This is a genomic window from Methylotenera versatilis 301, assembly GCF_000093025.1.
In the GTDB taxonomy this organism is placed as follows: domain Bacteria; phylum Pseudomonadota; class Gammaproteobacteria; order Burkholderiales; family Methylophilaceae; genus Methylotenera; species Methylotenera versatilis.
Map to the genome: position 1 here is coordinate 2201458 of NC_014207.1, position 22949 is coordinate 2224406.

The 22949-nt window shown below is 42.4% G+C and carries 21 protein-coding genes; 10 read left to right on the forward strand and 11 right to left on the reverse strand.

The window, feature by feature from the left end:
* Positions 1-14 precede the first annotated feature (14 nt).
* Both hscA and fdx read left to right on the forward strand, forming a co-directional pair.
* Positions 15-1904 carry a Fe-S protein assembly chaperone HscA gene (gene hscA / locus M301_RS10010; RefSeq protein WP_013148659.1) on the forward strand — a complete coding sequence of 630 codons (1890 nt, stop codon included), beginning with the start codon at positions 15-17 and terminating at the stop codon, positions 1902-1904.
* 54 nt (positions 1905-1958) lie between these two features.
* Positions 1959-2300 carry an ISC system 2Fe-2S type ferredoxin gene (gene fdx, locus M301_RS10015; protein WP_013148660.1) on the forward strand — a complete coding sequence of 114 codons (342 nt, stop codon included), beginning with the start codon at positions 1959-1961 and terminating at the stop codon, positions 2298-2300.
* 52 nt (positions 2301-2352) lie between these two features.
* Here fdx and M301_RS10020 read toward each other — a convergent pair whose 3' ends face one another.
* The 7 genes from M301_RS10020 to arsC form a co-directional block, all read right to left on the reverse strand.
* Positions 2353-2991 (reverse strand): carbonic anhydrase, encoded by a 639-nt coding sequence (locus M301_RS10020; protein ID WP_013148661.1) that lies wholly within the window; start codon positions 2989-2991, stop codon positions 2353-2355.
* A gap of 123 nt (positions 2992-3114) precedes the next feature.
* Positions 3115-4548 (reverse strand): putative porin, encoded by a 1434-nt coding sequence (locus M301_RS10025; protein ID WP_013148662.1) that lies wholly within the window; start codon positions 4546-4548, stop codon positions 3115-3117.
* Between the two features lie 352 nt (positions 4549-4900).
* On the reverse strand, positions 4901-6274 hold the full coding sequence (locus M301_RS10030) for an esterase-like activity of phytase family protein (protein WP_013148663.1): 1374 nt from the start codon (positions 6272-6274) through the stop codon (positions 4901-4903).
* A 140-nt stretch (positions 6275-6414) separates the two neighbouring features.
* On the reverse strand, positions 6415-7959 hold the full coding sequence (gene lysS / locus M301_RS10035) for a lysine--tRNA ligase (RefSeq protein WP_013148664.1): 1545 nt from the start codon (positions 7957-7959) through the stop codon (positions 6415-6417).
* A gap of 2 nt (positions 7960-7961) precedes the next feature.
* Positions 7962-9066 (reverse strand): peptide chain release factor 2 gene (gene prfB / locus M301_RS10040; RefSeq protein ID WP_148218598.1). Its coding sequence is split into 2 segments (ribosomal slippage): positions 7962-8984 and positions 8986-9066, totalling 1104 coding nucleotides; the frame shifts between segments, so codons are not numbered across the junction.
* A 67-nt stretch (positions 9067-9133) separates the two neighbouring features.
* A complete protein-coding gene (locus M301_RS10045) occupies positions 9134-10228 on the reverse strand; it encodes a hypothetical protein (protein ID WP_013148666.1) in 1095 nt (364 codons plus the stop codon).
* Positions 10222-10638 carry an arsenate reductase (glutaredoxin) gene (arsC, locus tag M301_RS10050; RefSeq protein ID WP_013148667.1) on the reverse strand — a complete coding sequence of 139 codons (417 nt, stop codon included), beginning with the start codon at positions 10636-10638 and terminating at the stop codon, positions 10222-10224. Before arsC ends, M301_RS10045 begins: the two co-directional genes overlap by 7 nt.
* 363 nt (positions 10639-11001) lie before the next feature.
* Between arsC and M301_RS10055 the strand changes: the two genes are divergently transcribed.
* The 7 genes from M301_RS10055 to phoU all read left to right on the forward strand — a co-directional run bounded on the left by M301_RS10055 (position 11002) and on the right by phoU (position 17442).
* Positions 11002-11658 (forward strand): DUF47 domain-containing protein, encoded by a 657-nt coding sequence (locus tag M301_RS10055; protein WP_013148668.1) that lies wholly within the window; start codon positions 11002-11004, stop codon positions 11656-11658.
* A 10-nt stretch (positions 11659-11668) separates the two neighbouring features.
* Positions 11669-12670: an inorganic phosphate transporter gene (locus tag M301_RS10060; protein WP_013148669.1), complete on the forward strand. Its 1002-nt coding sequence runs from the start codon at positions 11669-11671 to the stop codon at positions 12668-12670.
* Between the two features lie 149 nt (positions 12671-12819).
* The gene (gene pstS / locus M301_RS10065; protein WP_013148670.1) at positions 12820-13869 is read left to right on the forward strand and encodes a phosphate ABC transporter substrate-binding protein PstS; all 1050 of its coding nucleotides are present in this window, start codon (positions 12820-12822) and stop codon (positions 13867-13869) included.
* 103 nt (positions 13870-13972) lie between these two features.
* Entirely contained in the window at positions 13973-14992 is a 1020-nt protein-coding gene (gene pstC / locus M301_RS10070) for a phosphate ABC transporter permease subunit PstC (protein WP_013148671.1), read from the forward strand.
* Positions 14989-15846, forward strand: a complete 858-nt coding sequence (gene pstA / locus M301_RS10075) for a phosphate ABC transporter permease PstA (RefSeq protein WP_013148672.1) — start codon at positions 14989-14991, stop codon at positions 15844-15846. The genes pstC and pstA overlap by 4 nt, the downstream gene beginning before the upstream one ends.
* A 17-nt stretch (positions 15847-15863) precedes the next feature.
* Entirely contained in the window at positions 15864-16646 is a 783-nt protein-coding gene (gene pstB / locus M301_RS10080; protein ID WP_013148673.1) for a phosphate ABC transporter ATP-binding protein PstB, read from the forward strand.
* 91 nt (positions 16647-16737) lie between these two features.
* Positions 16738-17442, forward strand: a complete 705-nt coding sequence (gene phoU, locus M301_RS10085) for a phosphate signaling complex protein PhoU (protein ID WP_013148674.1) — start codon at positions 16738-16740, stop codon at positions 17440-17442.
* A gap of 105 nt (positions 17443-17547) precedes the next feature.
* Here the strand turns inward: phoU and glmM are convergent, their stop codons facing one another.
* The 4 genes from glmM to rlmE all read right to left on the reverse strand — a co-directional run bounded on the left by glmM (position 17548) and on the right by rlmE (position 22558).
* The gene (gene glmM, locus M301_RS10090) at positions 17548-18903 is read right to left on the reverse strand and encodes a phosphoglucosamine mutase (RefSeq protein WP_013148675.1); all 1356 of its coding nucleotides are present in this window, start codon (positions 18901-18903) and stop codon (positions 17548-17550) included.
* A 55-nt stretch (positions 18904-18958) separates the two neighbouring features.
* Positions 18959-19816: a dihydropteroate synthase gene (folP, locus tag M301_RS10095; RefSeq protein WP_013148676.1), complete on the reverse strand. Its 858-nt coding sequence runs from the start codon at positions 19814-19816 to the stop codon at positions 18959-18961.
* A 69-nt stretch (positions 19817-19885) separates the two neighbouring features.
* Positions 19886-21781 (reverse strand): ATP-dependent zinc metalloprotease FtsH, encoded by a 1896-nt coding sequence (gene ftsH / locus M301_RS10100; protein WP_013148677.1) that lies wholly within the window; start codon positions 21779-21781, stop codon positions 19886-19888.
* Positions 21782-21937: 156 nt separating this feature from the next.
* Entirely contained in the window at positions 21938-22558 is a 621-nt protein-coding gene (gene rlmE / locus M301_RS10105) for a 23S rRNA (uridine(2552)-2'-O)-methyltransferase RlmE (protein WP_013148678.1), read from the reverse strand.
* A 56-nt stretch (positions 22559-22614) separates the two neighbouring features.
* On the opposite strand from rlmE, the gene M301_RS10110 reads away from it, so the two are divergent.
* Entirely contained in the window at positions 22615-22908 is a 294-nt protein-coding gene (locus tag M301_RS10110; protein ID WP_013148679.1) for a YhbY family RNA-binding protein, read from the forward strand.
* Positions 22909-22949: the final 41 nt, after the last annotated feature.

The following is a 22949-nucleotide window of genomic DNA, read 5'->3' on the forward strand; positions in this document are numbered from 1 at the left end:
ATGGCAATTATCTAATGGCATTACTGCAAATATCCGAACCTGGCATGAGTGCCGCACCACACCAACACAAGTTGGCTGTGGGTATAGACCTAGGCACCACAAACTCTCTAGTGGCCACAGTAAAAAGTGGCATGGCTACCGTGTTACAAGATGAGCATGGTCATGCACTGCTGCCTTCTGTAGTGCGCTATATGCCCGAGGGCGAAGTAGTGGTCGGACACGATGCACAAGCGCAACAAAGTGCCGACCCTGTGAATACCATTGCCTCAGCCAAACGTTTTATGGGACGTAGCCTAAAAGATATTGCAGATAGAGCGCATATTCCGTATAACTTTGTAGATAGCTCAGACTCAACAAAATTATTGCAAATTCAAACTCGTGCCGGTTTAAAAACGCCAGTAGAAATCTCCGCTGAAATCCTGAAAACACTTAAAGCACGCGCAGAGAAATCACTTGGTGGCGAATTAATTGGCGTAGTGATTACTGTGCCAGCCTATTTTGATGATGCACAGCGCCAAGCGACAAAAGATGCCGCGCGTCTAGCTGGGCTGAATGTATTACGCCTGCTCAACGAACCTACCGCAGCTGCGGTGGCTTATGGCTTAGACAACGCTGCAGAAGGCACATTTGTCATTTATGATTTAGGTGGCGGTACATTTGACGTATCAATACTTAAACTCAGCAAAGGCGTGTTTGAAGTGCTTGCGACGAATGGTGATTCTGCACTTGGTGGTGATGATTTTGACCACCGCATTTATTGCTGGGTGTTAGATAGAATTAGAGAAAGTACCAGTAATTTTAATCCGCTAAGTGAAAACGACACGCGCTTGCTACTGACCAAAGCGCGTCAGGCAAAAGAATGGTTAACAGATAACCATGAAGCGCAAATTGTGTGCCGATTAAGTAATGGGTTGTTAGTTGATGTCACGCTCAGCGCGACTCAATTTGTAGAGTTCACCCAACAGCTGGTGATTAAAACGCTCGCACCTACGCGTAAAGCCATGCGTGATGCTAACCTTAAATTAGAGGATATTAAAGGCGTAGTATTGGTCGGCGGCGCTACACGCATGCCACAAGTGAGACAAGCGGTTGAAGAGTATTTTAAACAAACACCGCTCACGAATTTAGACCCAGACAAAGTGGTGGCACTCGGTGCAGCGATTCAAGCCAATGCTTTGGTAGGCAACCGCAGCGAAGATGATTTATTGCTGCTAGATGTGACCCCACTTTCCTTAGGTTTAGAAACTATGGGCGGCTTAGTAGAAAGAATCATCCCTCGCAACAGCACATTACCTGTTGCGCGCGCGCAAGACTTCACCACCTACAAAGATGGCCAAACGGCCATGAGCATACAAGTAGTGCAAGGCGAACGTGAGCTAGTGGCAGATTGCCGTTCGTTAGCGCGTTTTGAGCTACGTGGTATTCCTCCTATGGCTGCTGGGGCTGCACGCATACGCGTGACCTTTCAGGTAGATGCTGATGGGCTACTCTCAGTCAGCGCTCGTGAACAAACCAATGGTGTTGAAGCACATGTGGTGGTTAAACCATCGTATGGGTTAAGCGAAGACGAAATTACACATATGCTGAAATCATCATTTGGCAGTGCAGAAGCTGATAAAACAGCACGCATGCTGGCTGAAGCACGTGTATCAGCAGGTGCCATTATTAATTCAGTCACTTTGGCACTTGCTGCTGATAGCCATCTGATTAGTGAACAAGAGAAGCAAACAATAGAAACTGAAATACAAAATCTACAAAGAATTAGCCAAGCTGAAGATGCTGTCGCCATTAACAAAGCTGTAGATGCTTTAAACCACGCGACCGAAGCATTTGCCGCTGCTCGCATGAATGCTAGTGTGAGCCATGCATTAAGTGGTAAAAACTTAGATTCAATTAACTTATAAGACCTGCATTTTAGCGTAGGCGGAAATGACAGAAAAATTTAGCAAGGAAACAAAATGCCGCAAATCATCATACTGCCACACGTAGAACTCTGCCCAGATGGTGCAGCGATTGAAGCTAAAACAGGCGATTCAATATGTGAGGTATTGTTAAAAAACCATATTGATATTGACCACGCCTGCGACCAAGCCTGCGCCTGCACGACTTGCCATGTGATTGTGCGTGAAGGTTTTAAATCGCTTAACCCATCAGATGATCAAGAAGATGACTTACTGGATAAAGCTTGGGGATTAGAGCCCAACTCGCGCTTATCTTGCCAAGCGCTTGTTGGTACAGAGGATTTAGTGGTTGAAATACCAAAGTATTCAATCAATATGGCAAAAGAAGGCCATCGATAGGCCTTTTGCACCTTAAAGGCTAAGAACTTTAAGGTGTTTGAGTTTCGAGGTCTTAAAGCTTTAAGGTATCTTCTAGAAAGTTAACTTGACCTGTAGATATATCGTAAACAGCGCCAATCAAGCCTATTTTCTTCTCGTTGAGCATATCTTCAATAATGTCGCTGCTATGCAAAATTTGCTTAATTTGCACCCTAACATTCTGCGCACATACTTTAGCTACAAAATCTTCATTGCTGGAATCGCGCGACTCCAGCACCGTTTTCTCTTGACGAACAGCTGGACGAATATGATTAATAATCTCGCCAATATGGCCTTCTCTAAAATTATCGCAAGCAGCTTTTATTGCGCCGCAACTCGTATGTCCAAGTACAACAATTAGTTTAGAACCTAAATATTTACTTGCGAACTCTAAGCTACCAATCCCTTTATCTGAAGCAATATTACCCGCCAAACGCACACTAAACACATCACCCAAAGCTTGATCAAACAACAATTCCACAGGTGCGCGAGAGTCGCTACAGCTTAAAAATGAAGTAAATGGATGTTGCTTATCTTTCGTAATTTCAATTAATGATTGGTAATCTTTTTTTGAAGTTTGGTTATGCGTAAAGCGATGATTGCCTTCAATCAAAATATCCAAGGCCTCTTGTGGAGACATCTTATCGCGATTAAGTAATGGGTGCTGGTACATGCGGTTTACCTTTCAAAACTATGTACATGAATTATACCTGATTGTATATTTTCAGAGACAGGTGTACTAAGCAGAATGAAAAAAGCCCGCTCTAGCAGCGGGCTTTTTTCACAGTCTAACTTATTAGAACTTGTAAGTTAGATCTAATTGAACTAAATCGAAGCTGCTCAAATTAAGACCAATATCATTACCACTTCCAACTGCTGTAGCTAAAGCACCATTCTTACGTGTTGCGTGACCGTATGCGAAATTTATAGCTACGTTATCTTGCACATTGTATTGCGCTTTAAAGGTTGTGCCTTTAATGTTTACACGTGAGTCAAAAATATCTGAATCAACAGCGTTCTGATCAACTGAATAAGCACCTACGTCTTGGTACCAAATTCGTGCTTGCCAATCACCTTTAACCATTTTGTTACCTTCAAACGATTTAAAATCATTTGCTGAACCAACCACAAAACCTAACAACCATGCTGTGTCATCATTACCTGCTGCAGATACTTTACTACGGTCAGCTGAAGAGGTAGCTGCAACAGCAGCATTAAAACGATCAGAGCCACTTGTATTAACTACGTAGTCACCGTATAAACGCACACCAATGCTGCTGTTAACCATGTAGTTAACTTCTGCGGGTACTTCAATAGTATCTAAATCGTTTACTCCAACATTACCAGACAATGCATCGGTACTAAGACCCGGTTTGAAAGCAGCATTTTGTACATTGTGATTTATAGTAGTATAAGTCAAGCCAGCTTTAGCAGATGTGTGGTCATTGAATTGGTATCTAGCACCACCTTGATACGCAAACAATTCAGTAGTTGGATTTGATCCAGCCCCAGTACCTGTATAAACTCTGTCGCCTCTATAACTTGCTTGCAGCGCAGTTAAGAAAAAATCAGCATCGTTCAACTTATATTTAACTTTTTCAGTCAAACCTTCAACAGTTAAATCGGCATCCCACACCATTGGCGTAGTGTAGAGTGGATTTTCCATACGACCAGCTTCAAGGGTTAGCCAGTCTGTTGCATTCCAGCCGACCATCGCACGTTTTACAAGAATATTTTCTTTCTCATTTAATCCACCCGCTGGTGATGCTGCTGTTGGATTTTTACCAAATGTCGCATTATCTGAACGGCCGCTCTGACCCATAGCAAGTGCCAAGTCAGTGTAAAAATCACCTGCAGTAGTTTTAACACCTAAAGTCAGTTTATAGCGAGCTCTATCTCTATTAGAGTCAACTTCAGCTGCATTTGTAACTGCAACACCACTACCTTCACGATGTTCAGCACGTACACGAATATCACCATACAAAGTAGCATTATCAATAGCATCAGATATACCAAGCTTAGCTGCTTTCTTTACTTTTTTATCAGCAAGTTGAATGTCGTTTTCACGGCCTTTCAACAATGGTAATGCTTCTTCTTCTGTCAATACGCCTTTAGCAACTAAAGCTTGTACTAGATCAAATGTAGAGTCAGCCATTGCACTTGTGCCAAAGCTCATTAAAACTGAGCCAGCTAGCGTTGCGGCTACCATGTTACGTAATTTAAAATTCATCAAAAATCCCTTCATAAAATTAACTGCATCAATGTATTTTTTCAACACGAGCAGTGTGTTATTTTTTTATGACAATTTGATGACAAAGAACTAATTGGTGGGCAATTAGCAACAGCATTGTTGCTAATTAACAACAGGGGGAATGATAGGTAATTTTGAGCATTAATTTATCTAGAGCTAGACATGTTAGAAGCAACGTACACGTCGCGGAGCGGCGTTTTTATAACAACAAGCATTAAAAAGTAAACGGGCAACCCGTTAATTAATTTTGCCGCATCGCTCACAACGGGTTACTGCCCTACTAGTGATTTTGAAAATTATTAGTAGGGCAATATACTGATTTTGTATTGCACTAAGGCATAGACAAACTTTTACCTAAGCGCACTACCCATGCTTTACTAGGGTAGTTATTGGTATTTTCACCTACACCAAAATCGTTATCATTGCTTAGCACCACTACATTGGGTGATAACACCGCTAAACCTTCCAGTTTATCAGTATCAATTTTTGAACGCACATCATGACTGTCGAATACTTCTCTGGTGCTCGCGGGTGTAATAGTGAGCTTCCCTAACTTTTCACCCTCCTTCTCAAATAGCAAAGTATTCATATCTATATGTGTAAGGATATTGGTTGCTGCACTTAAATCAGCCTCGATTAACTTTACTTTGTTGGTGGCACGTTCTAACAACAAAAGCTTGTCTTGAGAAATTGCTACAGCATCTGAGTATTTCAGATCCTTTTGCTTATCGGTTTTTGGATAGGCTGATTTATCGCTTTGCAAGACCACAAACATGCCTGTCACTGTTGCATCTGTAGGCTTGGTAATATCTAAGCGTAGTATTCTAACCAGCCGACTTTTTTTATATGCCTTTTTGTTTTCGTTTCCCATTGGGCTTTGTAGGGTCGCGTATGCAGTTTTGCCATCTGGCGTAACGCTGACATTTTCAAAGCCATGATTACCACGTCGCTCTTTATAGATTGATGGCAATAGCTCTTTTACCGGATAATTTACACCATCATAGGTTTTGCCAATAGGCACGTAGCGCATCAGCACGTGGCCGCTCCTGTCAATGACTGCAATACTAGGCCCGTATTCTTCTGAGACTAAAAAGTTGCCGTCTGGTAAAAGCTGCAAAGCTTCTGTGTCTAGGCCCGCCGGGTGAAAACTCAATGGTGTATTGGACTTGCCTGAGAATGCTTGCTCATCAACTTCATGATTACTTAACCCAGTTACTGGTTGATCTTTGCTATCCACAATCGGAATAGCACGAATCACTTCAATCCGCCCAATTGCACCTTTACCTTGAGTGAGCTTGACATGAACGATTGCAGGCGTGAATTTTGGTAAAGGAAAGGTCTTACCATTTACGTTGCCTAGCCAATTGGTATGATCAAAATTAGGGCCTCTGTCCGTTAACATGTAAAACTCACCTGGTTTATTCGGTATAGTAGCAATGGCTGAACCAATGCCAGGGATATGACGATTGGGGTAACCGTTCTTAACAGCTTGCGCATTGTCGCCTAAATCAATATTAGGATTTAGCGTAGAAATATCGGTATCTGGCAGCTGAAAAGTAGCTAAAACACTTGCGTGTTTATTAGCATTTGGCTTAACAGGTAGTGAAGCCCAATCAAATTGAGTAGATTCTTCTGCTCTTAATGTGTTGCAAGCATTAACTAGCAACAAAGCTGCAAGCAAACCTAATTGAAGATGTTTTGACATTGAGTGTTCCTAAAAATCTGAGTTACATCAGTTAACTTGTATAGATAAAAACTGATGTCATTTAAAAAAATATATGGCGTAAAAAAACCGCAAGCTAATTTCTTCAGCTTGCGGTTTTTATCATGTTTTCTGCATCTAACTTAAGATTCAGCGCGCATGTGCGGGAATAAAATTACATCACGGATACTTGCGCTGTCGGTGATCATCATGACTAAGCGATCAATACCGATACCGCAACCGCCTGCTGGCGGCATGCCGTACTCCAATGCGCGAATAAAGTCCGCATCATAGAACATCGCTTCATGGTCACCCGCTTCTTTGGCTTTCATTTGCGCATGGAAACGTGCGGCTTGGTCTTCAGCATCATTTAACTCGCTGAACCCGTTTGCGATTTCGCGACCAGTCACAAACAACTCAAAACGCTCAGTGATTTCTGGGTTTTTGTCTGATGCACGTGCCAATGGTGAAACTTCAACTGGGTAATCAATAATATAAGTTGGCTCCCATAATTGGCTTTCAGCAGTTTCTTCAAACAATGCCAATTGCAATGCGCCCAAACCTGCATGGTCAAATGGTTTCGTGCCATGCTTAAGGATTTCTGCACGTAAGAAAGCTTCATCATTTAACTGCCCAAGCGTGTATTGCGGTGCATATTTTTGAATAGCGCCAACAATCGTTAAGCGTTGGAATGGCTTGCTCAAATCTAGCTCACGACCTTGATACTCCAGCACGGCAGTACCGCGTGCTGCGATGGCTGCAGTGCGAATACAGTTTTCAGTAAAGTCCATCAACCATTGATAGTCAGTATAAGCTGCATAAAATTCCATCATGGTGAATTCTGGATTATGACGAACGCTCAAACCTTCGTTACGGAAGTTACGATTTACTTCAAACACACGCTCAAAACCGCCAACGACTAAGCGTTTCAAATATAGTTCTGGAGCAATACGCATGTACATTTGCATATCTAAAGCATTGTGATGCGTAATGAATGGCTTAGCTGAAGCACCACCTGGAATAGGGTGCAACATCGGCGTTTCAACTTCTAAGAATTCATTTTGAATCATGAAGTTCCGGATTGCAGAAACGACTTTGCTACGTGCAACAAAAGTCGCACGCGTTTCTTCGCTGGTAATTAAATCAACGTAACGTTGGCGATATTTAACTTCTTGATCTTGCAAACCGTGGAATTTTTCTGGCAATGGGCGTAAAGATTTTGTTAGCAAACGAATTTCAGTCACTTTGATTGAAAGCTCGCCTGTTTTAGTTTTAAACAGATAGCCAGTTGCACCTAAAAAGTCGCCCAAATCCCAATGTTTAAATTGCTCGTAGACTTCTTCACTGATCATGTCTTTGGCTACATAAAGCTGAATACGGCTGCCTGCATTTGCGCCGCTACCATCTTGTATGGTCGCAAAGCTTGCTTTACCCATCACACGTTTTAACATCATGCGGCCAGCCACTACAACGTTAACTGGTGTTGCTTCAAATGCTTCATTTTCTTGATTAGCATAGGCTGCGATTAAATCAGCGGCTTTATGTTGCGGCTTAAAATCGTTAGGAAACGCCACGCCACCAGTGGCTTCACGGATGGATTTTAGCTTCTCACGACGCTCTGCAATCACATGGTTTTCATCTACTGGGATTACTTCATTATTTTGCTGGTTATTTTCTTGGCTGCTCATTCTTAAACTCCCTGCTTCAAACTGACTTGTATAAATGGGTCAAGGTCGCCATCAAGCACGCCTTGCGTATTACCAATTTCTACATTGGTACGTAAATCTTTAATACGGCCTTGGTCCAACACATAAGACCTGATTTGATGCCCCCAACCAATATCGGTTTTAGCATCTTCAAGCGCTTGTTTGTCTGCATTACGCTTGTTTAGTTCTAGGTTATACAGCGCGCCTTTAAGCATATTCATCGCTTCATCGCGGTTACGATGTTGTGAGCGGTCATTTTGACATTGCACCACAGTATTAGTCGGTAGATGGGTAATACGCACGGCAGAATCGGTTTTGTTAATATGCTGACCACCCGCCCCACTGGCGCGATAAGTGTCGATACGCAAGTCAGCTGGGTTAATATCAATTTGAATTGAATCATCGACTTCAGGGAAAATCTGAACGCTGGCAAATGAAGTGTGGCGTTTGGCGTTGCTATCAAACGGTGATTTACGCACCAAGCGATGCACACCATTTTCAGTTCTTAAAGTGCCGTAAGCGTAATCGCCAGTCACCTTAATCGATGCGCCTTTGATGCCTGCTACATCGCCATCAGACTCTTCTAGCACTTCAACTTTAAAGCCTTTGCGTTCGCAATAACGTAGATACATACGGAGCAGCATAGCCGCCCAATCTTGCGCTTCTGTGCCACCGCTGCCAGATTGGAATTCGATAAAACAGTTATTTGAATCCAACTCACCAGAAAACATGCGGCGGAATTCCATCTCAGCGACCTGTTTTTCTACCGCTTGCGAATCGACATCTACACTTAATAAAGTGTCATCATCGTTTTCTTCACGCGCCATTTCAAATAGCTCGCGACTATCGTTTAAACTGCTTTCAACTGCCTGTAGACTGTGCACGACAAGCTCTAACGCTCGCTTCTCTTTACCTAATGCTTGGCTTTTTTTGTTGTCATCCCAAACTTTTGGGTCTTCCAACAAACCATTGACCTCTTCTAGACGTTGAGACTTGGTCTCAAAGTCAAAGATACCCCCTAAGGTCGTTGTTACGCTCACCTAAGTCAATTAGACGATTAGCGATGATATTGAGTTGTTCGGCTTCCATAATGGTTTCTACAATGACTTGCGATGCAATTGAAAGCGAATATTATACAGCAAAACACACCCCATTTTTACTCCACTCCGACGCACCAGGCGCCATCATGGTAAACCACTTGCTCGTCTAGCGTGACTCGTTCAGTGACGGCAAATACATCTATATGATACTTTCCATCACCGCGCTTAAAGTTGGGTTTGCCATAAACGCCGTGTTTGGCGCCTAATGACAAATGCACACCGCACATGCGTTCATAACTACCGATGTCGCTCACAGCGCGGTCTTTTGTAAATGCACGATTCAACCCAAAACCAATTTCACGTAGCCAGACCACTTGCTCATCAGCGCGAATATTGGCGAGTACAGTATCGAATTGCGGCGTGCTATCTTCAGTGGCAACCACTTGTCCGTTTTCAACAATCAAAGTAATAGGTTTAGCTGGGCGATTGACTCTGTACTGCGTGTCACCAAAAGCGAAAATGCGAACACGACCGCGCACAGCTTCTAGGTCAAGCGCCTCGGTGAAGACCTCTCCAATAGGAAATTGTCCACCTACATTCTGCATCTCACTATAATCACCTACATTAAGTTTGGCGGATTCAAAAGCTGAACCAAACATCAAGCGAGCATCGGGAAACTGATCGCCGCCACTGTCTAGGCAACCATATTGCGCTTGGTCGATGATAGCTTTGAGGCTGTTTCCTACTCCACGAAAATACACGGGGTCATACGCCAACGCATCTATGTAGTAGTTGACCTCAGCACCTGCCATACGACTCAAATGCGGATGCTCAATGACTTTAAGTCCACGCTTAAACAACTCGACACGAATACGAAAAGCCTCCAGCCTGAAATTGGTCGACTGAACGAGTACAACCAAATCTGAGACGGCTAAACCAGACAACACCGCTAGCACAGCATCTGGCGTATGTTGATCAAAATCAATCAATTGCGCATCTGGCAGGCAACGTTTATAAGCTTGTGTCAAAGTAGTTGCCAGCTCGCAACGCGTATCAAACACCACCACCGCATTGTGTGGTGCCGCGTGCTTGAATACATGCGTCAACAACTCGTTTAAGTTTCTTTCCGCCACGCAAGCATTGTTCGTAGCCAAACTACTGCTCTCGTCGTCAATCAAAGGGCGCGCGATTGCGAGTTGATTGACTAACAAACTTTATTTGCCACGTTAACTACTTCACCATCTTCTTTAGCAAAAATACCAATATTTGGATTTTCCAGAATATCTAACACCAACTCAGATGGGCGACATAATTTAACACCTTTGTTAGTCACTACAATGGGTCGATTGATAAGAATGGGATGCTGCAACATAGCGCCTATCAAAGCGTCATCCGATACGTTTGCATTATCTAAACCTAACTCCACGTAAGGCGTGCCTTTTTCGCGGATAAGCTCACGTACACTGCCACCCATGGCAGCAATCAACTCAACTAAACGCTCTCGGCTTGGTGGATTCTTTATATATTCAATGACTTCAGGCTCCACACCGCTCGCGCGTATCATCGCCAAGGTATTTCTAGAAGTCCCACAGGATGGATTATGGTAAATGGTGACGCTCATTTAAAGTCAACTTTCATGGTGCTAGCATTACAGCACGGCAACTACCAGTGCGTAAATAGAGAAACAAATAACTACAGTCTGAATATTAGCAAAAATATTTAGTCACTAAAGTACATAAATTCACAAACAACTTGGGGAAACAGTAATTAACTCACTTACTAAAATACCAAAGAGAATACGTGATTTTGTATAGAGTTAAGTGAATGGTTAGATTAAAAATTTGAACGAATTATATCTTAAGAAATTTAGTTATTTATGACATTAACGCTCGCGGATTTAATCGTGGGCGGTTAAAATAGCGAAATAATAAATTTGAAATTAAATTGCAATAAATTTGTAATAAAAATATTGGGAGAATGATGTATGGCAAATGCTGTTTTCGGCCGATTAATGGCTGCAATATCACCACGCAACGACAATTATTTTGTGTTGTTTAACAGTTTGGCAGATAGCGCAGTGAAAGGCTCCAAAGTATTAGCCATGATGTCGGCAGTGAATGATCCAACCAAATTCGAAGAGCATTTTGCTGAAATCAGAGCGATTGAATCGCAAGCGGATGAATACACCAAAGAAATTCTTCTCTCACTTCACAAAACTTACATTACTCCGTTCGACCGCCGCGAAATTCGCGAATTAGCTATGGCGTTAGATGACATTATCGATTACATGGAAGATATTCCACAAAGCTCTAAAATTTACGGTCACAGTGACTTCACACCTGAAATGGTGGCACTAGGTCAAATTTTACTGCGTGCATCAGAGAAAGTACGTGATGCTGTGAGTATGCTTTCCGACATGAAAAATGCAGAGCGCATTTTACGTACTTGCGAAGAAATTAGCGCAATTGAAGGTGAAGCTGACCACGTCATGCGTGCTGGCATGCGCCGTTTGTTTGATGAAGAAGCAGATGCTCGCAAATTGATTCGCTCAAAAGAGCTTTATGATTTATTTGAAATGGCGGTTGATAGCTGTGAAGATGTGGCCGATGTAATCCACGGTGTCGTGCTAGAGCGCATTTAAGGAGCACGGTATGGATCACGCAATCCTCATCATGGCGATGCTCGTGGTGGTGGCCCTCATGTTTGACTTCATGAACGGCTTTCACGATGCTGCAAACTCCATTGCACTTATGGTTTCAACGCGCTTACTGACGCCTCAAGCAGCGGTAGTTTGGGCGGCATTTTTTAACTTAATCGCTTTTTTGTTTTTTGGGCTGCATGTTGCCAACGTTGTCGGTAAAGGCATTATTTCTAAAGAGATTATTGATAATGCGGTGATATTTGGCGCGCTTAGTGGCGCCATATCATGGAACCTGATTACTTGGTGGTTTGGTATTCCATCATCTTCATCACATGCATTAGTTGGCGGCTTAGTTGGCGCTGGTGTGGCTAAAGCAGGTACTGGCGCTATTGTTGCCGAAGGTCTGATTAAAACTTCAGTCGCCATTATTCTTTCGCCTTTATTCGGCATGCTGCTCGCGCTAATACTAATGGTGCTAGTGTTGTGGATATACGAAAAATCATCGCCGTACCCAACTGAGCGCATGTTTAATAAGTTGCAGTTTGTATCCTCTTCTCTTTACAGCTTAGGTCATGGTGGTAACGACGCACAAAAAACCATGGGTATTATTGCAGTTTTACTTTATGCTAACGGCTACATTCAAGGTGATTTCCATGTGCCATTCTGGGTAGTCATTTCTTGCCAAATTGCTATGGCATGCGGCACATTGTTTGGCGGCTGGCGTATAGTCCGGACTATGGGGATGGGCATCACACGCATTCGTCCTTCTGGTGGCTTTTGTGCACAAACTTCTGGGGCTATCGCCTTATTTATAGCCACTTCCCTCGGCATTCCAGTATCAACCACACATACAATTACCGGCGCAATCGTTGGCGTTGGGTTGTCAAGACGCGTTTCTGCAGTGCGCTGGGGTTTGGCATCTCGTATTGTTTGGGCATGGGTTCTCACCATCCCATGCGCGGGCTTAATTGCAGCGATTAGTTACCATTTTGGTAGCACATTTTTAAAATAGCTAAAACTTAGCTTATTAAATAAAAAAGGGCCTATTAATAGTCCCTTTTTTATTTTTAACGTTTCTTCAATTTGTCATTAAATTGTCATATTTGATTTCTAGAATGGTCATCAAGTTAAACCTACTCATGAAACAAACAGGAGAAATTAATGCAAGTAAGCAACTTTAATCTTAAGGCAGCACTTTTAGCAGCGGGCCTTATCCTCGCCCCTAGCGCATTCGCAACTGATATTACTGGTGCTGGCGCTACTTTTCCATACCCAATCTATGCAAAATGGGCTGAGTCATACAATGTTAAAACTGGCGTTAAATTAAATTACCAATCTATAGGTTCTGGCGGTGGTATTAAACAAATCACTAACAAAACAGTAGATTTTGGCGCTTCTGACAAACCATTAAAACCTGAAGAGCTAGAAAAAGCTGGTTTAGTGCAATTCCCAGCGGTTGTTGGTGGTGTAGTTCCTGTAGTAAATGTACCTGGCGTTACTGATGGCGAAATGCGCCTAAACGGTGAAGTGTTAGCTAACATTTACTTGAAAAAAATCGTTAAATGGAATGACCCAGCAATTAAAGCACTTAACCCAAGCTTAGCATTACCAGATACAGCGATTACTGTAGTGCATCGCTCTGATGGTTCAGGTACCTCTTTTGTATTTACAAACTACTTAAGCAAAGTTAGCAAAGAGTGGAGTGATAAAGTAGGTGCCGATACTTCTGTTGCTTGGCCAACTGGTTTAGGCGGCAAAGGTAATGAAGGCGTGGCTTCATATGCACAGCGAATTAAAGGTTCAATTGGTTATGTTGAATATGCCTTCGCTAAACAAAACAATTTACCTACAGTAAGCTTGCAAAACCGTGATGGTGAGTTTACTAAACCAAGTATTGAAAGTTTCCAATCTGCAGCTAAATACGCTGAATGGGAAAAAGCACCTGGCTTCTACGAAATTTTAACTAACGAACCAGGTAAAGCAACATGGCCTATCACCGGTGCTAGCTTCATCTTGATGCACAAACTACAAGACAAACCAGCTAACGGCGCTGAAGTGCTTAAGTTCTTTGACTGGAGCTACAGCAATGGTGCTTTGATGGCAAAAGGTTTGGACTACGTGCCAATGCCTGACAACGTTGTTAAATTGATTGAAACTAGCTGGAAAACAAACATCAAAAGCAAAGATGGCGCTGCAGTTTGGACTAAATAGTTTTAAATCAAATAAGTAAAAGTAGTCACTAAAGTTAGCAGAAGCGATCTAAATTGCTTCTGCTAACAATATCAACTTAAACACTGCTGAAGGAAATATAAAAATGGATATTTATGCCCCTTCGGCAGTTTTAAATGAACAAAACATCATTCGAGAATCAATTTCAATGCCGAATAGTCCACAAAATAAAAACATTGGAGCGACGCTAGATAAGCTGTTTCGCTACACGACCATGTTTTTTGCTTTCCTAGTTTTCATCTTACTGTTTGGCATTATCATTACCTTGTTAGTTGGTAGCCTGCCGGCATTAAAGATGTTCGGTGCATCTTTTTACACAAGCACGGCATGGAATCCAGTCACGATTGACTTTGGTGGTGTAGTGCCTATTTATGGTACGTTTATCACTGCTTTAATTGCCATGCTCATCGGCATTCCGGTGAGCTTTGGTATTGCCATCTTCATCACAGAACTCTCTCCCAATTGGCTTAAGCGCCCGATTGGTGTAGCTATTGAGCTATTAGCAGGTATCCCCAGTATCATTTACGGCATGTGGGGTTTATTTGTATTTGCGCCTTTGTTTGCTGACCACGTGCAACCTTGGATGAACGACAACCTTGGCGCATTGCCTTTAATCGGCGTTCTATTTCAAGGCCCACCTATGGGTATTGGCATGCTTACCGCAGGCTTCATTCTTGCGATTATGGTGATTCCATACACTGCATCAGTCATGCGAGATGTATTCGAGATTGTGCCTAGTATGCTTAAAGAATCAGCTTATGGACTAGGCTCAACCACTTGGGAAGTCATTTGGAACGTGGTGCTTCCTTACACTAAAACTGGTGTAGTTGGCGGCATTATGCTTGGTTTAGGCAGAGCGCTTGGTGAAACAATGGCGGTAACATTTGTGATTGGTAATGCGCATGAACTATCCGCTTCGCTCATGATGCCAGGTAATACCATTTCATCCGCTTTAGCTAACGAATTTACTGAAGCAGTTGGTGATGTCTACACTTCATCACTCATTACACTCGGTCTAACATTATTTGTGATTACATTTATTGTGCTGTCACTGGCTAAATTGTTATTGATACGCTTATCACTGCGTGAAGGGAAACAGTCATGAAAGGCCTTGATAACAAGCGCTACATGCGTCGTAAATTTGTCAACGGACTGACGCTTAGCCTATCTGTTGCCACAGTTATATTCGCACTCACATTCTTAGTATGGATTTTATGGACATTGTTCAGCCAAGGTCTTAGCCACTTAACGCTGGATGTATTTACTAAAATGACGCCACCACCTGGTAGCTCAGGCGGTTTGTTAAATGCTATTGTTGGTAGTTTATATATGGTGTTTTTTGCTACCGTCATTGGCACACCTGTAGGGATACTAGCTGGAACTTATCTTTCAGAATACGGAAAATCAGGCTGGTTAGCACCAACTACTAGATTCATTAACGACATCTTATTATCAGCACCGTCGATTGTGATTGGCCTATTTGTCTATGAAGTCGCCGTGCATAGTGTTAATCACTTCTCTGGCTGGGCTGGTTCATTCGCCCTGTCACTATTAGTGATACCTGTTGTAGTACGTACCACAGAAAACATGATGTCATTGGTGCCTAGTACCTTGCGTGAAGCCGCAGCAGCGCTTGGTGCACCCTACTGGAAAGTCATTGTGAATGTTGTATACAAATCAGCAAGAACTGGGATTCTGACAGGGCTGTTACTTGCGGTTGCACGTATCAGTGGCGAAACCGCACCACTATTATTCACCGCGTTGAATAATCAGTTCTGGAGCACTGATATGAACCAACCAATTTCAAGTTTAGCGGTTGTGATTTTCCAATTCGCAATGAGTCCATATGAAGACTGGCAGCACCTTGCATGGGCTGGTGCATTACTCATTACCTTATTCGTGCTTGGCCTTAATATCTTGGCTCGTACGGTGTTTCGTCAAAATCAATCTCACAGTTAGTTTAGGATTACTTAAATATGTCCACGAGCATGTCAACGCAATCGCTTCAAGCGAAGATCTCAGCCAAAAACATGAATTTCTACTACGGTAAATTTCATGCGCTTAAAGATATCAATATTGATATTCCAGCAAGCCAAGTGACCGCTTTCATTGGCCCATCTGGCTGCGGAAAATCAACCTTGCTACGTACGTTTAACCGCATGTATGAGCTTTACCCTAAGCAACGTGTAGAAGGGAAAATCTTGCTTGATGGCAAAGATATTCACTCTGCCGAACAAGATTTAAATTTACTACGCGCTAAAGTTGGTATGGTTTTCCAAAAACCAACACCATTCCCGATGTCTATTTACGACAATGTGGCCTTCGGTGTGAAGCTTTACGAGAACTTATCTAAATCAGACATGAACGACCGCGTTGAGTGGGCGCTGCAAAAAGCCGCTATTTGGAATGAAGTTAAAGACAAGCTTCATCAAAGTGGTTCTGGTTTATCAGGTGGTCAACAACAGCGCTTGTGTATTGCGCGTGGCGTAGCTGTAAAGCCAAACGTATTGTTGCTTGATGAGCCGTGCTCTGCGCTAGACCCAATCTCTACAGCGCGCATTGAAGACTTGATTCATGAGTTGAAAAAAGAGTACACCATCGTTATCGTGACACATAACATGCAACAAGCTGCTCGCGTATCAGATTACACAGCTTATATGTACTTGGGCGAACTGATGGAGTTTGATCAAACCAATACGATTTTTACGCGCCCTAGCCGTAAAGAAACAGAAGATTACATCACAGGTAAATTCGGCTAACTGTTAGCCGCTCATTTGTTTGGCGGTAAGTTGCCAAACTAGTGATATTTTTTATAAGTTTTATTGAGTAAAGTTTTTAAAGGAATAAGTGATGGTATCTGAACATATCTATAAACAGTACGACTCAGAATTAGAAGCTGTGCGCGCCAAAGTGCTTGAAATGGGATCGCTAGTTGAACAGCAGATTGTTGATGCTTTAGAGGCATTAACCACATCAAACGCCAAGTTAGCTAAACGAGTCATTAATAATGACCACCAAGTTAACGCGCTTGAAGTGCAAATTGACGAGGACTGCAGCCATATTATTGCTTTGCGTCAGCCAGCCGCTGGAGATTTACGCATGGTACTGATGATGATTAAAACCATTACAGACTTAGAGCGTATTGGTGATGAGGCTGCAAAAGTTGCACGCCTAGCATTAAAATCAAGCGAAACCGATCGCATGTGGACACCACGTTTTGCTGAAATCAAAACTATGGCAAACCTGACACGTGAAATGCTACACATGTCACTAGATGCGTTTGCACGTTCAGATGCTACTAAAGTTCTGCCTATTGCACAAATGGATGAGCAAGTGGACGGTCAATACCAAATGACCATACGTCAGCTGATTACATTTATGCTGGAAGACCCTCGCACCATTTCTATGTCATTGGAAGTATTGTTTGTATCGAAAGCGATTGAACGCATCGGCGACCATGCAAAAAACATCTCTGAATATGTTGTGTACATGGTAAAAGGTAAAGATGTTCGCCACACCACAATAGAACAGATGGAGCAAGACGCCAACTCTTAACATTCAAACCTATTAGTTCAAACCACTAGTTCACACTAGCTAATTTTATTTAGCGGAGTTTGGTTAACAGTAATAACCAAACTCCAACTAGCATTAAGTTCTTTTTTAGCTCGCCGCTGCCCTAACCACTTCAGCAATTTCCTCAGCCAGTTTTTGTACTAAAAAATTATCCTGGCCTTCTACCATTACTCGAATTTTAGGTTCTGTACCTGACGCTCTTAGTAGCACGCGACCTGCGCCATTTAATTCATTTTCAGCTTTTTTAACCGCATTTTGAATTTGTGGAATCTCAAGGTTCAGCTTAGTTTTAGTGGTTACATTAATAAGCACTTGCGGATAAAGTACCAGCTCGGCATTCATCTGGGTGAGGGTCTTACCGCTTTGTTTTAAAACATGCAATACTTGCAATGCGGCGATAATCGCATCACCACTGGTGTGCTTATCTAATGTAAGAATATGACCTGAATTCTCACCACCTAATTTCCAATTATTTTCGTTTAACAATTCCAACACATATCGATCACCCACCTTGGCGCGAGCAAATGGAATTTGATGTTTATCAAAAGCATGCTCTAATGCAAGATTAGTCATGAGTGTGCCTGCGATACCACCATTCAGCCCACCTACTGCATGCAAACCAATAGCAATAATGTAAAGTAATTGATCCCCATCCAGTAAATTACCTTGTGCATCCACCATCATTACACGGTCACCGTCACCATCAAACGCAATACCTAAATCTGCTTGATATTCAAGCACAGCTTTTTGCAAGGCTTGCGGGTGTGTTGAGCCGACTTGCTCGTTAATATTGAGTCCATCTGGCTTATTGCCGATGCATACAATTTCTGCACCTAGTTCATGAAAAACGTTCGGTGCCACATGATAAGTCGCACCATGTGCGCAATCCAACACGATTTTTAAACCGCGCAAGTCTAAATCGTTAGGAAAAGTACTTTTACAAAACTCGATATAGCGACCTGCTGCATCATCTATACGACGTGCTTTACCAAGCTTAGCTGATTCCATCACCTGCATGGGCTTTTCAAGTTCAGCTTCAATAGCATGCTCAATATCATCGGGCAGCTTTGCGCCTTCGCTAGAGAAAAACTTGATGCCGTTATCATAAAAAGGATTATGCGATGCTGAAATAACGATGCCCGCCTGAGCTCGTAAGGCACGAGTGAGATAAGCTACCGCTGGAGTAGGCATAGGCCCAGTTAGCAATACATCTACACCGGCGGCCGACAATCCAGCTTCTAGTGCTGCTTCTAACATATAGCCAGAAATACGCGTATCTTTACCAATTAGTACGGCAGGGTGTGCTCCCTTTGCAAGGTTATTATTCACAGAAGTAAGCACCTTACCTGCCGCATAACCTAAACGCATCACAAAGTCTGGAGTAATGGGATGTTCGCCTACCTTGCCGCGAATGCCATCAGTACCAAAGTATTTTTTACTCATTATTTATCCTACTTTATTTTAGTTTTTTTAAAGCGTCTGATTTACAGAGCTTCATTTATTGAATAGCTGTCACAACTTTAAGCGCGTCAACAGTTGCTTTCACATCATGCACGCGTATGATTTTAGCGCCCTTCATTGCGGAAATCACAGAGGCAGCAATGCTTGCATATAAGCGCTGTCCTTCATCGCCACCAGTAATAGAACCAAGTACAGATTTACGTGATAATCCAACTAACAAAGGCAGACCAATTGCATTCAACTCATCCAAGTGTTGAATGAGTGCAATATTATGCGCGCGTGTTTTGCCAAAACCAAAACCAGGATCTAACAAAATACGATTTTTTACAATGCCATGTGCCAATACGGCATTCATTCTATCTACAAGAAACTGCTTAACTTCGCTCACCACATCAACATAATAGGGCTCTAACTGCATGGTTTGAGGTGTGCCTTGCATGTGCATCAAACAAACGCCTACATTGCTTTGCGTAACAATCTCTAGCGCATTCTGTTCTTGTAAAGCACGAACATCATTCACAATGTCCGCACCCGCAGCGATAGCTTGGCGCATCACTTCGGGCTTATAGGTATCAATTGAAATAGGCACATTACAAGTCTTGCTTAAAGTTTCGATCACAGGAATCACGCGTTTGAGCTCTTCATCTAAGCTAACAACTGCAGCACCCGGGCGGGTAGATTCACCACCTATATCCAGGATATCTGCACCTTCTGCTATTAGTTTCAAAGCATGTTCGACAGCTAAATCAGTAGATGAGAATTTTCCGCCATCAGAAAAAGAGTCTGGCGTAACATTCACTATACCCATGACATGTGGTCGATTGAGCGTAAGTGTGTACTTGCCGCATAAGAACTCATGCTGAGCATGAGGGTGTGATTGAGAGTTAGATTGCATAAAGCATTATACTTAAATTTTTGAACATAAAAAAAGGGCTAGAAATCTAGCCCTTTTCAACTTTGCCTATTACTCGTTCTTGGCCGTAGGTTGCGGTGTAGGTTTTGCACCTAATCCCGCTGAGCCAGAATCGCGCGGTGGATTAGCTTTGCTTTGTGTTGGCTTTGGAGGACGCACTGCAATTCCCGCCATAATGTCATTAATTTGGTCAGCATCAATCGTTTCATATTCCATTAAAGCAGCTGTCATCGCTTCCACTTTATCGCGATTATCTTCTAACAACTTACGTGCAATACCGTATTGCTCATCCAAAATACGACGAATTTCTGCATCAACTTTCTGCTGCGTAGCCTCAGAAACCGTTTTTGAACTCATGCTACCAAAGAAAGAGTCTTGCTCATCACCTGCGTACACCATAATACCAAGCGCATCACTCATACCGTACTTAGTTACCATAGAGCGTGCTAGTTTAGTCGCACGTTCAAAGTCGTTTGAGGCGCCAGTAGACATTTGATGCATGAAGATTTCTTCAGCAATACGACCGCCAAATAAAATAGAAATCTCTTCCAACATTTTATCTTTATAGTTACTGATGCGGTCAAACTCTGGCAATTGCCATGTTAAGCCTAATGCCCAACCACGCGGCATAATCGTTACTTTATGTACAGGGTCTGCTTTAGGTAATAATTTAGCCACTACCGCATGACCAGACTCATGATAAGCAGTATTACGACGCTCCTCTTCACGCATCACCATAGACTTACGCTCTGGACCCATAAAGATTTTATCTTTAGCGTCTTCAAAATCTTGCATATCTACAGTACGTTTGTTGCGGCGTGCAGCAAATAAGGCCGCTTCATTCACTAAGTTTGCTAAATCTGCACCTGAGAAGCCTGGCGTACCACGCGCTAAAATGTCTGCTTTCACATCCACATCAATTGGCACTTTACGCATATGCACCATCAAAATTTGCTCACGACCTTTAATATCAGGCAATGACACCATCACTTGACGGTCGAAACGACCCGGACGTAACAAGGCTTTATCTAGCACATCTGCACGGTTAGTCGCGGCAATCACAATCACGCCAGAGTTACCTTCAAAGCCATCCATTTCAACCAATAATTGGTTTAATGTTTGTTCGCGCTCATCATTACCACCACCTGTGCCAGATCCACGGCTACGGCCTACCGCATCAATCTCATCAATGAAGATGATGCATGGTGAGTTTTTCTTCGCGTTCTCAAACATATCGCGCACGCGAGATGCACCAACACCCACAAACATCTCTACGAAGTCAGAACCTGAAATAGTGAAGAACGGTACTTTTGCTTCACCCGCAATCGCACGAGCAAGCAAAGTTTTACCCGTTCCTGGAGGGCCAACCATGAGTACACCACGTGGGATACGACCACCTAGTTTTTGGAATTTAGTTGGGTCACGTAAAAATTCTACAATTTCAGTGACTTCCTCTTTGGCTTCATCACAACCTGCAACATCAGCAAATGTTGTGGTGTTATTAGTTTCATCTAATTGGCGCGCCTTGCTTTTTCCAAAGGAGAATGGACCACCGCCTTTGCCGCCGCCTTGCATTTGGCGCATAAAGAAAATCCAAACGCCAATTAACAATATCATTGGGAACCATGAGACAAAAATGCTCATCAATAATGATTGTTCTTCATCTGGCTTAGCTTCAACAGTGACATTATTTTTCAATAAGTCAGAAACTAACCAAGGGTCAGAAGGTGCAAAGGTGTTGAATTTTTTACCATCGTGCGTTGTGCCGTGCAATACGCGTCCGTCAATTTGCACTTTATCAATTTGACCATTTTTCACTTGTTGAATAAATTGTGAGTACACAACTTGGCTATCTGCGCCATTTTTAACGCCAGACACGTTGAAAATCGCCAGCAACACCATGGCAATCGCTAACCAAATGGCAATATTCTTAAATATATTGTTCAAAATATCGTTCCTTTTTTTGAAAGGGAATTATCTTATGTAGCTAATTCACTACTTTATGACTACTTGTTTAATTCACTACTTGCTAATTTTATAGTTACTATATTACGCTTTTTACAAAAATTGTCTTTAGGATTAACCATAAAATAGCGCTCTTGATTATGGTTTACGCCCTAGTCCTAACAAATACACTTCGCTACTTCTGCCACGGGACGCTTTGGGTTTACGCGTCACGACTTTATCAAAGATCGTCCGCATATTTTTTACAATGTCGTCAAAACCTTCGCCTATAAATACCTTGACCAAAAAATTGCCACTTGGTTTCAGCCATTCTTTACTAAACTCTAAGGCCAACTCAGTTAAATATGCTGCGCCAGCCTGGTCAACAATAGTTATACCTGACATATTGGGTGCCATATCGGCAATTACAAGGTCTACTTGCTTGCCATTTAAACTTTTTTCCAATATTTCGAGTATGGTTTCTTCACGAAAATCGCCTTGAATAAACTCCACACCTTTAATTGGCTCCATTTCCAGCAAATCTAAAGCAATAATACGTCCCTGACCCTTTAATCGCTGAACGGCTACTTGCGACCAACTGCCTGGGGTTGAGCCTAAGTCTACGATAGTCATACCCGGCTTAATCAGCTTGTCTTTATCGTCTATCTCTGTAAGCTTATAGGCTGCGCGCGCTCTATAGCCTTCTTTTTGCGCACGTTTTACAAATTCATCATTGATATGTTCGTGCATCCAAGCTTTGCTGGAAGGTTTTAGTTTCATCTGTTAAACTGCTCGCCTATATAAATCAATAAGATAACTCAAGAAGACATACCGCCGTGAACTCAAAACAAATTAGCTACTTACGTGGCCTTGCACACAATTTAAATCCAGTTGTTATGATAAGTAATAAAGGCTTATCAGAGGCTGTTTTAAAAGAAATTAACCTGAACTTAGATGCACATGAACTGATTAAGATTAAAGTTGCGGGTGATGATAGAGAATTACGTGCCCAATTGTTGGTAGATATTTGCGCACAAACTAACGCAATTGTAGTACATCACATTGGAAAACAATTAGTGGTTTATAGAAAATCAGCTACTAAGCCAAAAATTGTTGTTCCAACAAAATAGTGCTTGATATAGAAGCGTTTTTGAATCGCTTCTATATAGTC

Coding starts and splice junctions, on each gene's coding strand:
- hscA (WP_013148659.1), top strand. CDS start 15: ATGGCATTACTGCAAATATCCGAACCTGGCATGAGTGCCGCACCACAC.
- fdx (WP_013148660.1), top strand. CDS start 1,959: ATGCCGCAAATCATCATACTGCCACACGTAGAACTCTGCCCAGATGGT.
- M301_RS10020 (WP_013148661.1), bottom strand. CDS start 2,991: ATGTACCAGCACCCATTACTTAATCGCGATAAGATGTCTCCACAAGAG.
- M301_RS10025 (WP_013148662.1), bottom strand. CDS start 4,548: ATGAATTTTAAATTACGTAACATGGTAGCCGCAACGCTAGCTGGCTCA.
- M301_RS10030 (WP_013148663.1), bottom strand. CDS start 6,274: ATGTCAAAACATCTTCAATTAGGTTTGCTTGCAGCTTTGTTGCTAGTT.
- lysS (WP_013148664.1), bottom strand. CDS start 7,959: ATGAGCAGCCAAGAAAATAACCAGCAAAATAATGAAGTAATCCCAGTA.
- arsC (WP_013148667.1), bottom strand. CDS start 10,638: ATGAGCGTCACCATTTACCATAATCCATCCTGTGGGACTTCTAGAAAT.
- M301_RS10055 (WP_013148668.1), top strand. CDS start 11,002: ATGGCAAATGCTGTTTTCGGCCGATTAATGGCTGCAATATCACCACGC.
- M301_RS10060 (WP_013148669.1), top strand. CDS start 11,669: ATGGATCACGCAATCCTCATCATGGCGATGCTCGTGGTGGTGGCCCTC.
- pstS (WP_013148670.1), top strand. CDS start 12,820: ATGCAAGTAAGCAACTTTAATCTTAAGGCAGCACTTTTAGCAGCGGGC.
- pstC (WP_013148671.1), top strand. CDS start 13,973: ATGGATATTTATGCCCCTTCGGCAGTTTTAAATGAACAAAACATCATT.
- pstA (WP_013148672.1), top strand. CDS start 14,989: ATGAAAGGCCTTGATAACAAGCGCTACATGCGTCGTAAATTTGTCAAC.
- pstB (WP_013148673.1), top strand. CDS start 15,864: ATGTCCACGAGCATGTCAACGCAATCGCTTCAAGCGAAGATCTCAGCC.
- phoU (WP_013148674.1), top strand. CDS start 16,738: ATGGTATCTGAACATATCTATAAACAGTACGACTCAGAATTAGAAGCT.
- glmM (WP_013148675.1), bottom strand. CDS start 18,903: ATGAGTAAAAAATACTTTGGTACTGATGGCATTCGCGGCAAGGTAGGC.
- folP (WP_013148676.1), bottom strand. CDS start 19,816: ATGCAATCTAACTCTCAATCACACCCTCATGCTCAGCATGAGTTCTTA.
- rlmE (WP_013148678.1), bottom strand. CDS start 22,558: ATGAAACTAAAACCTTCCAGCAAAGCTTGGATGCACGAACATATCAAT.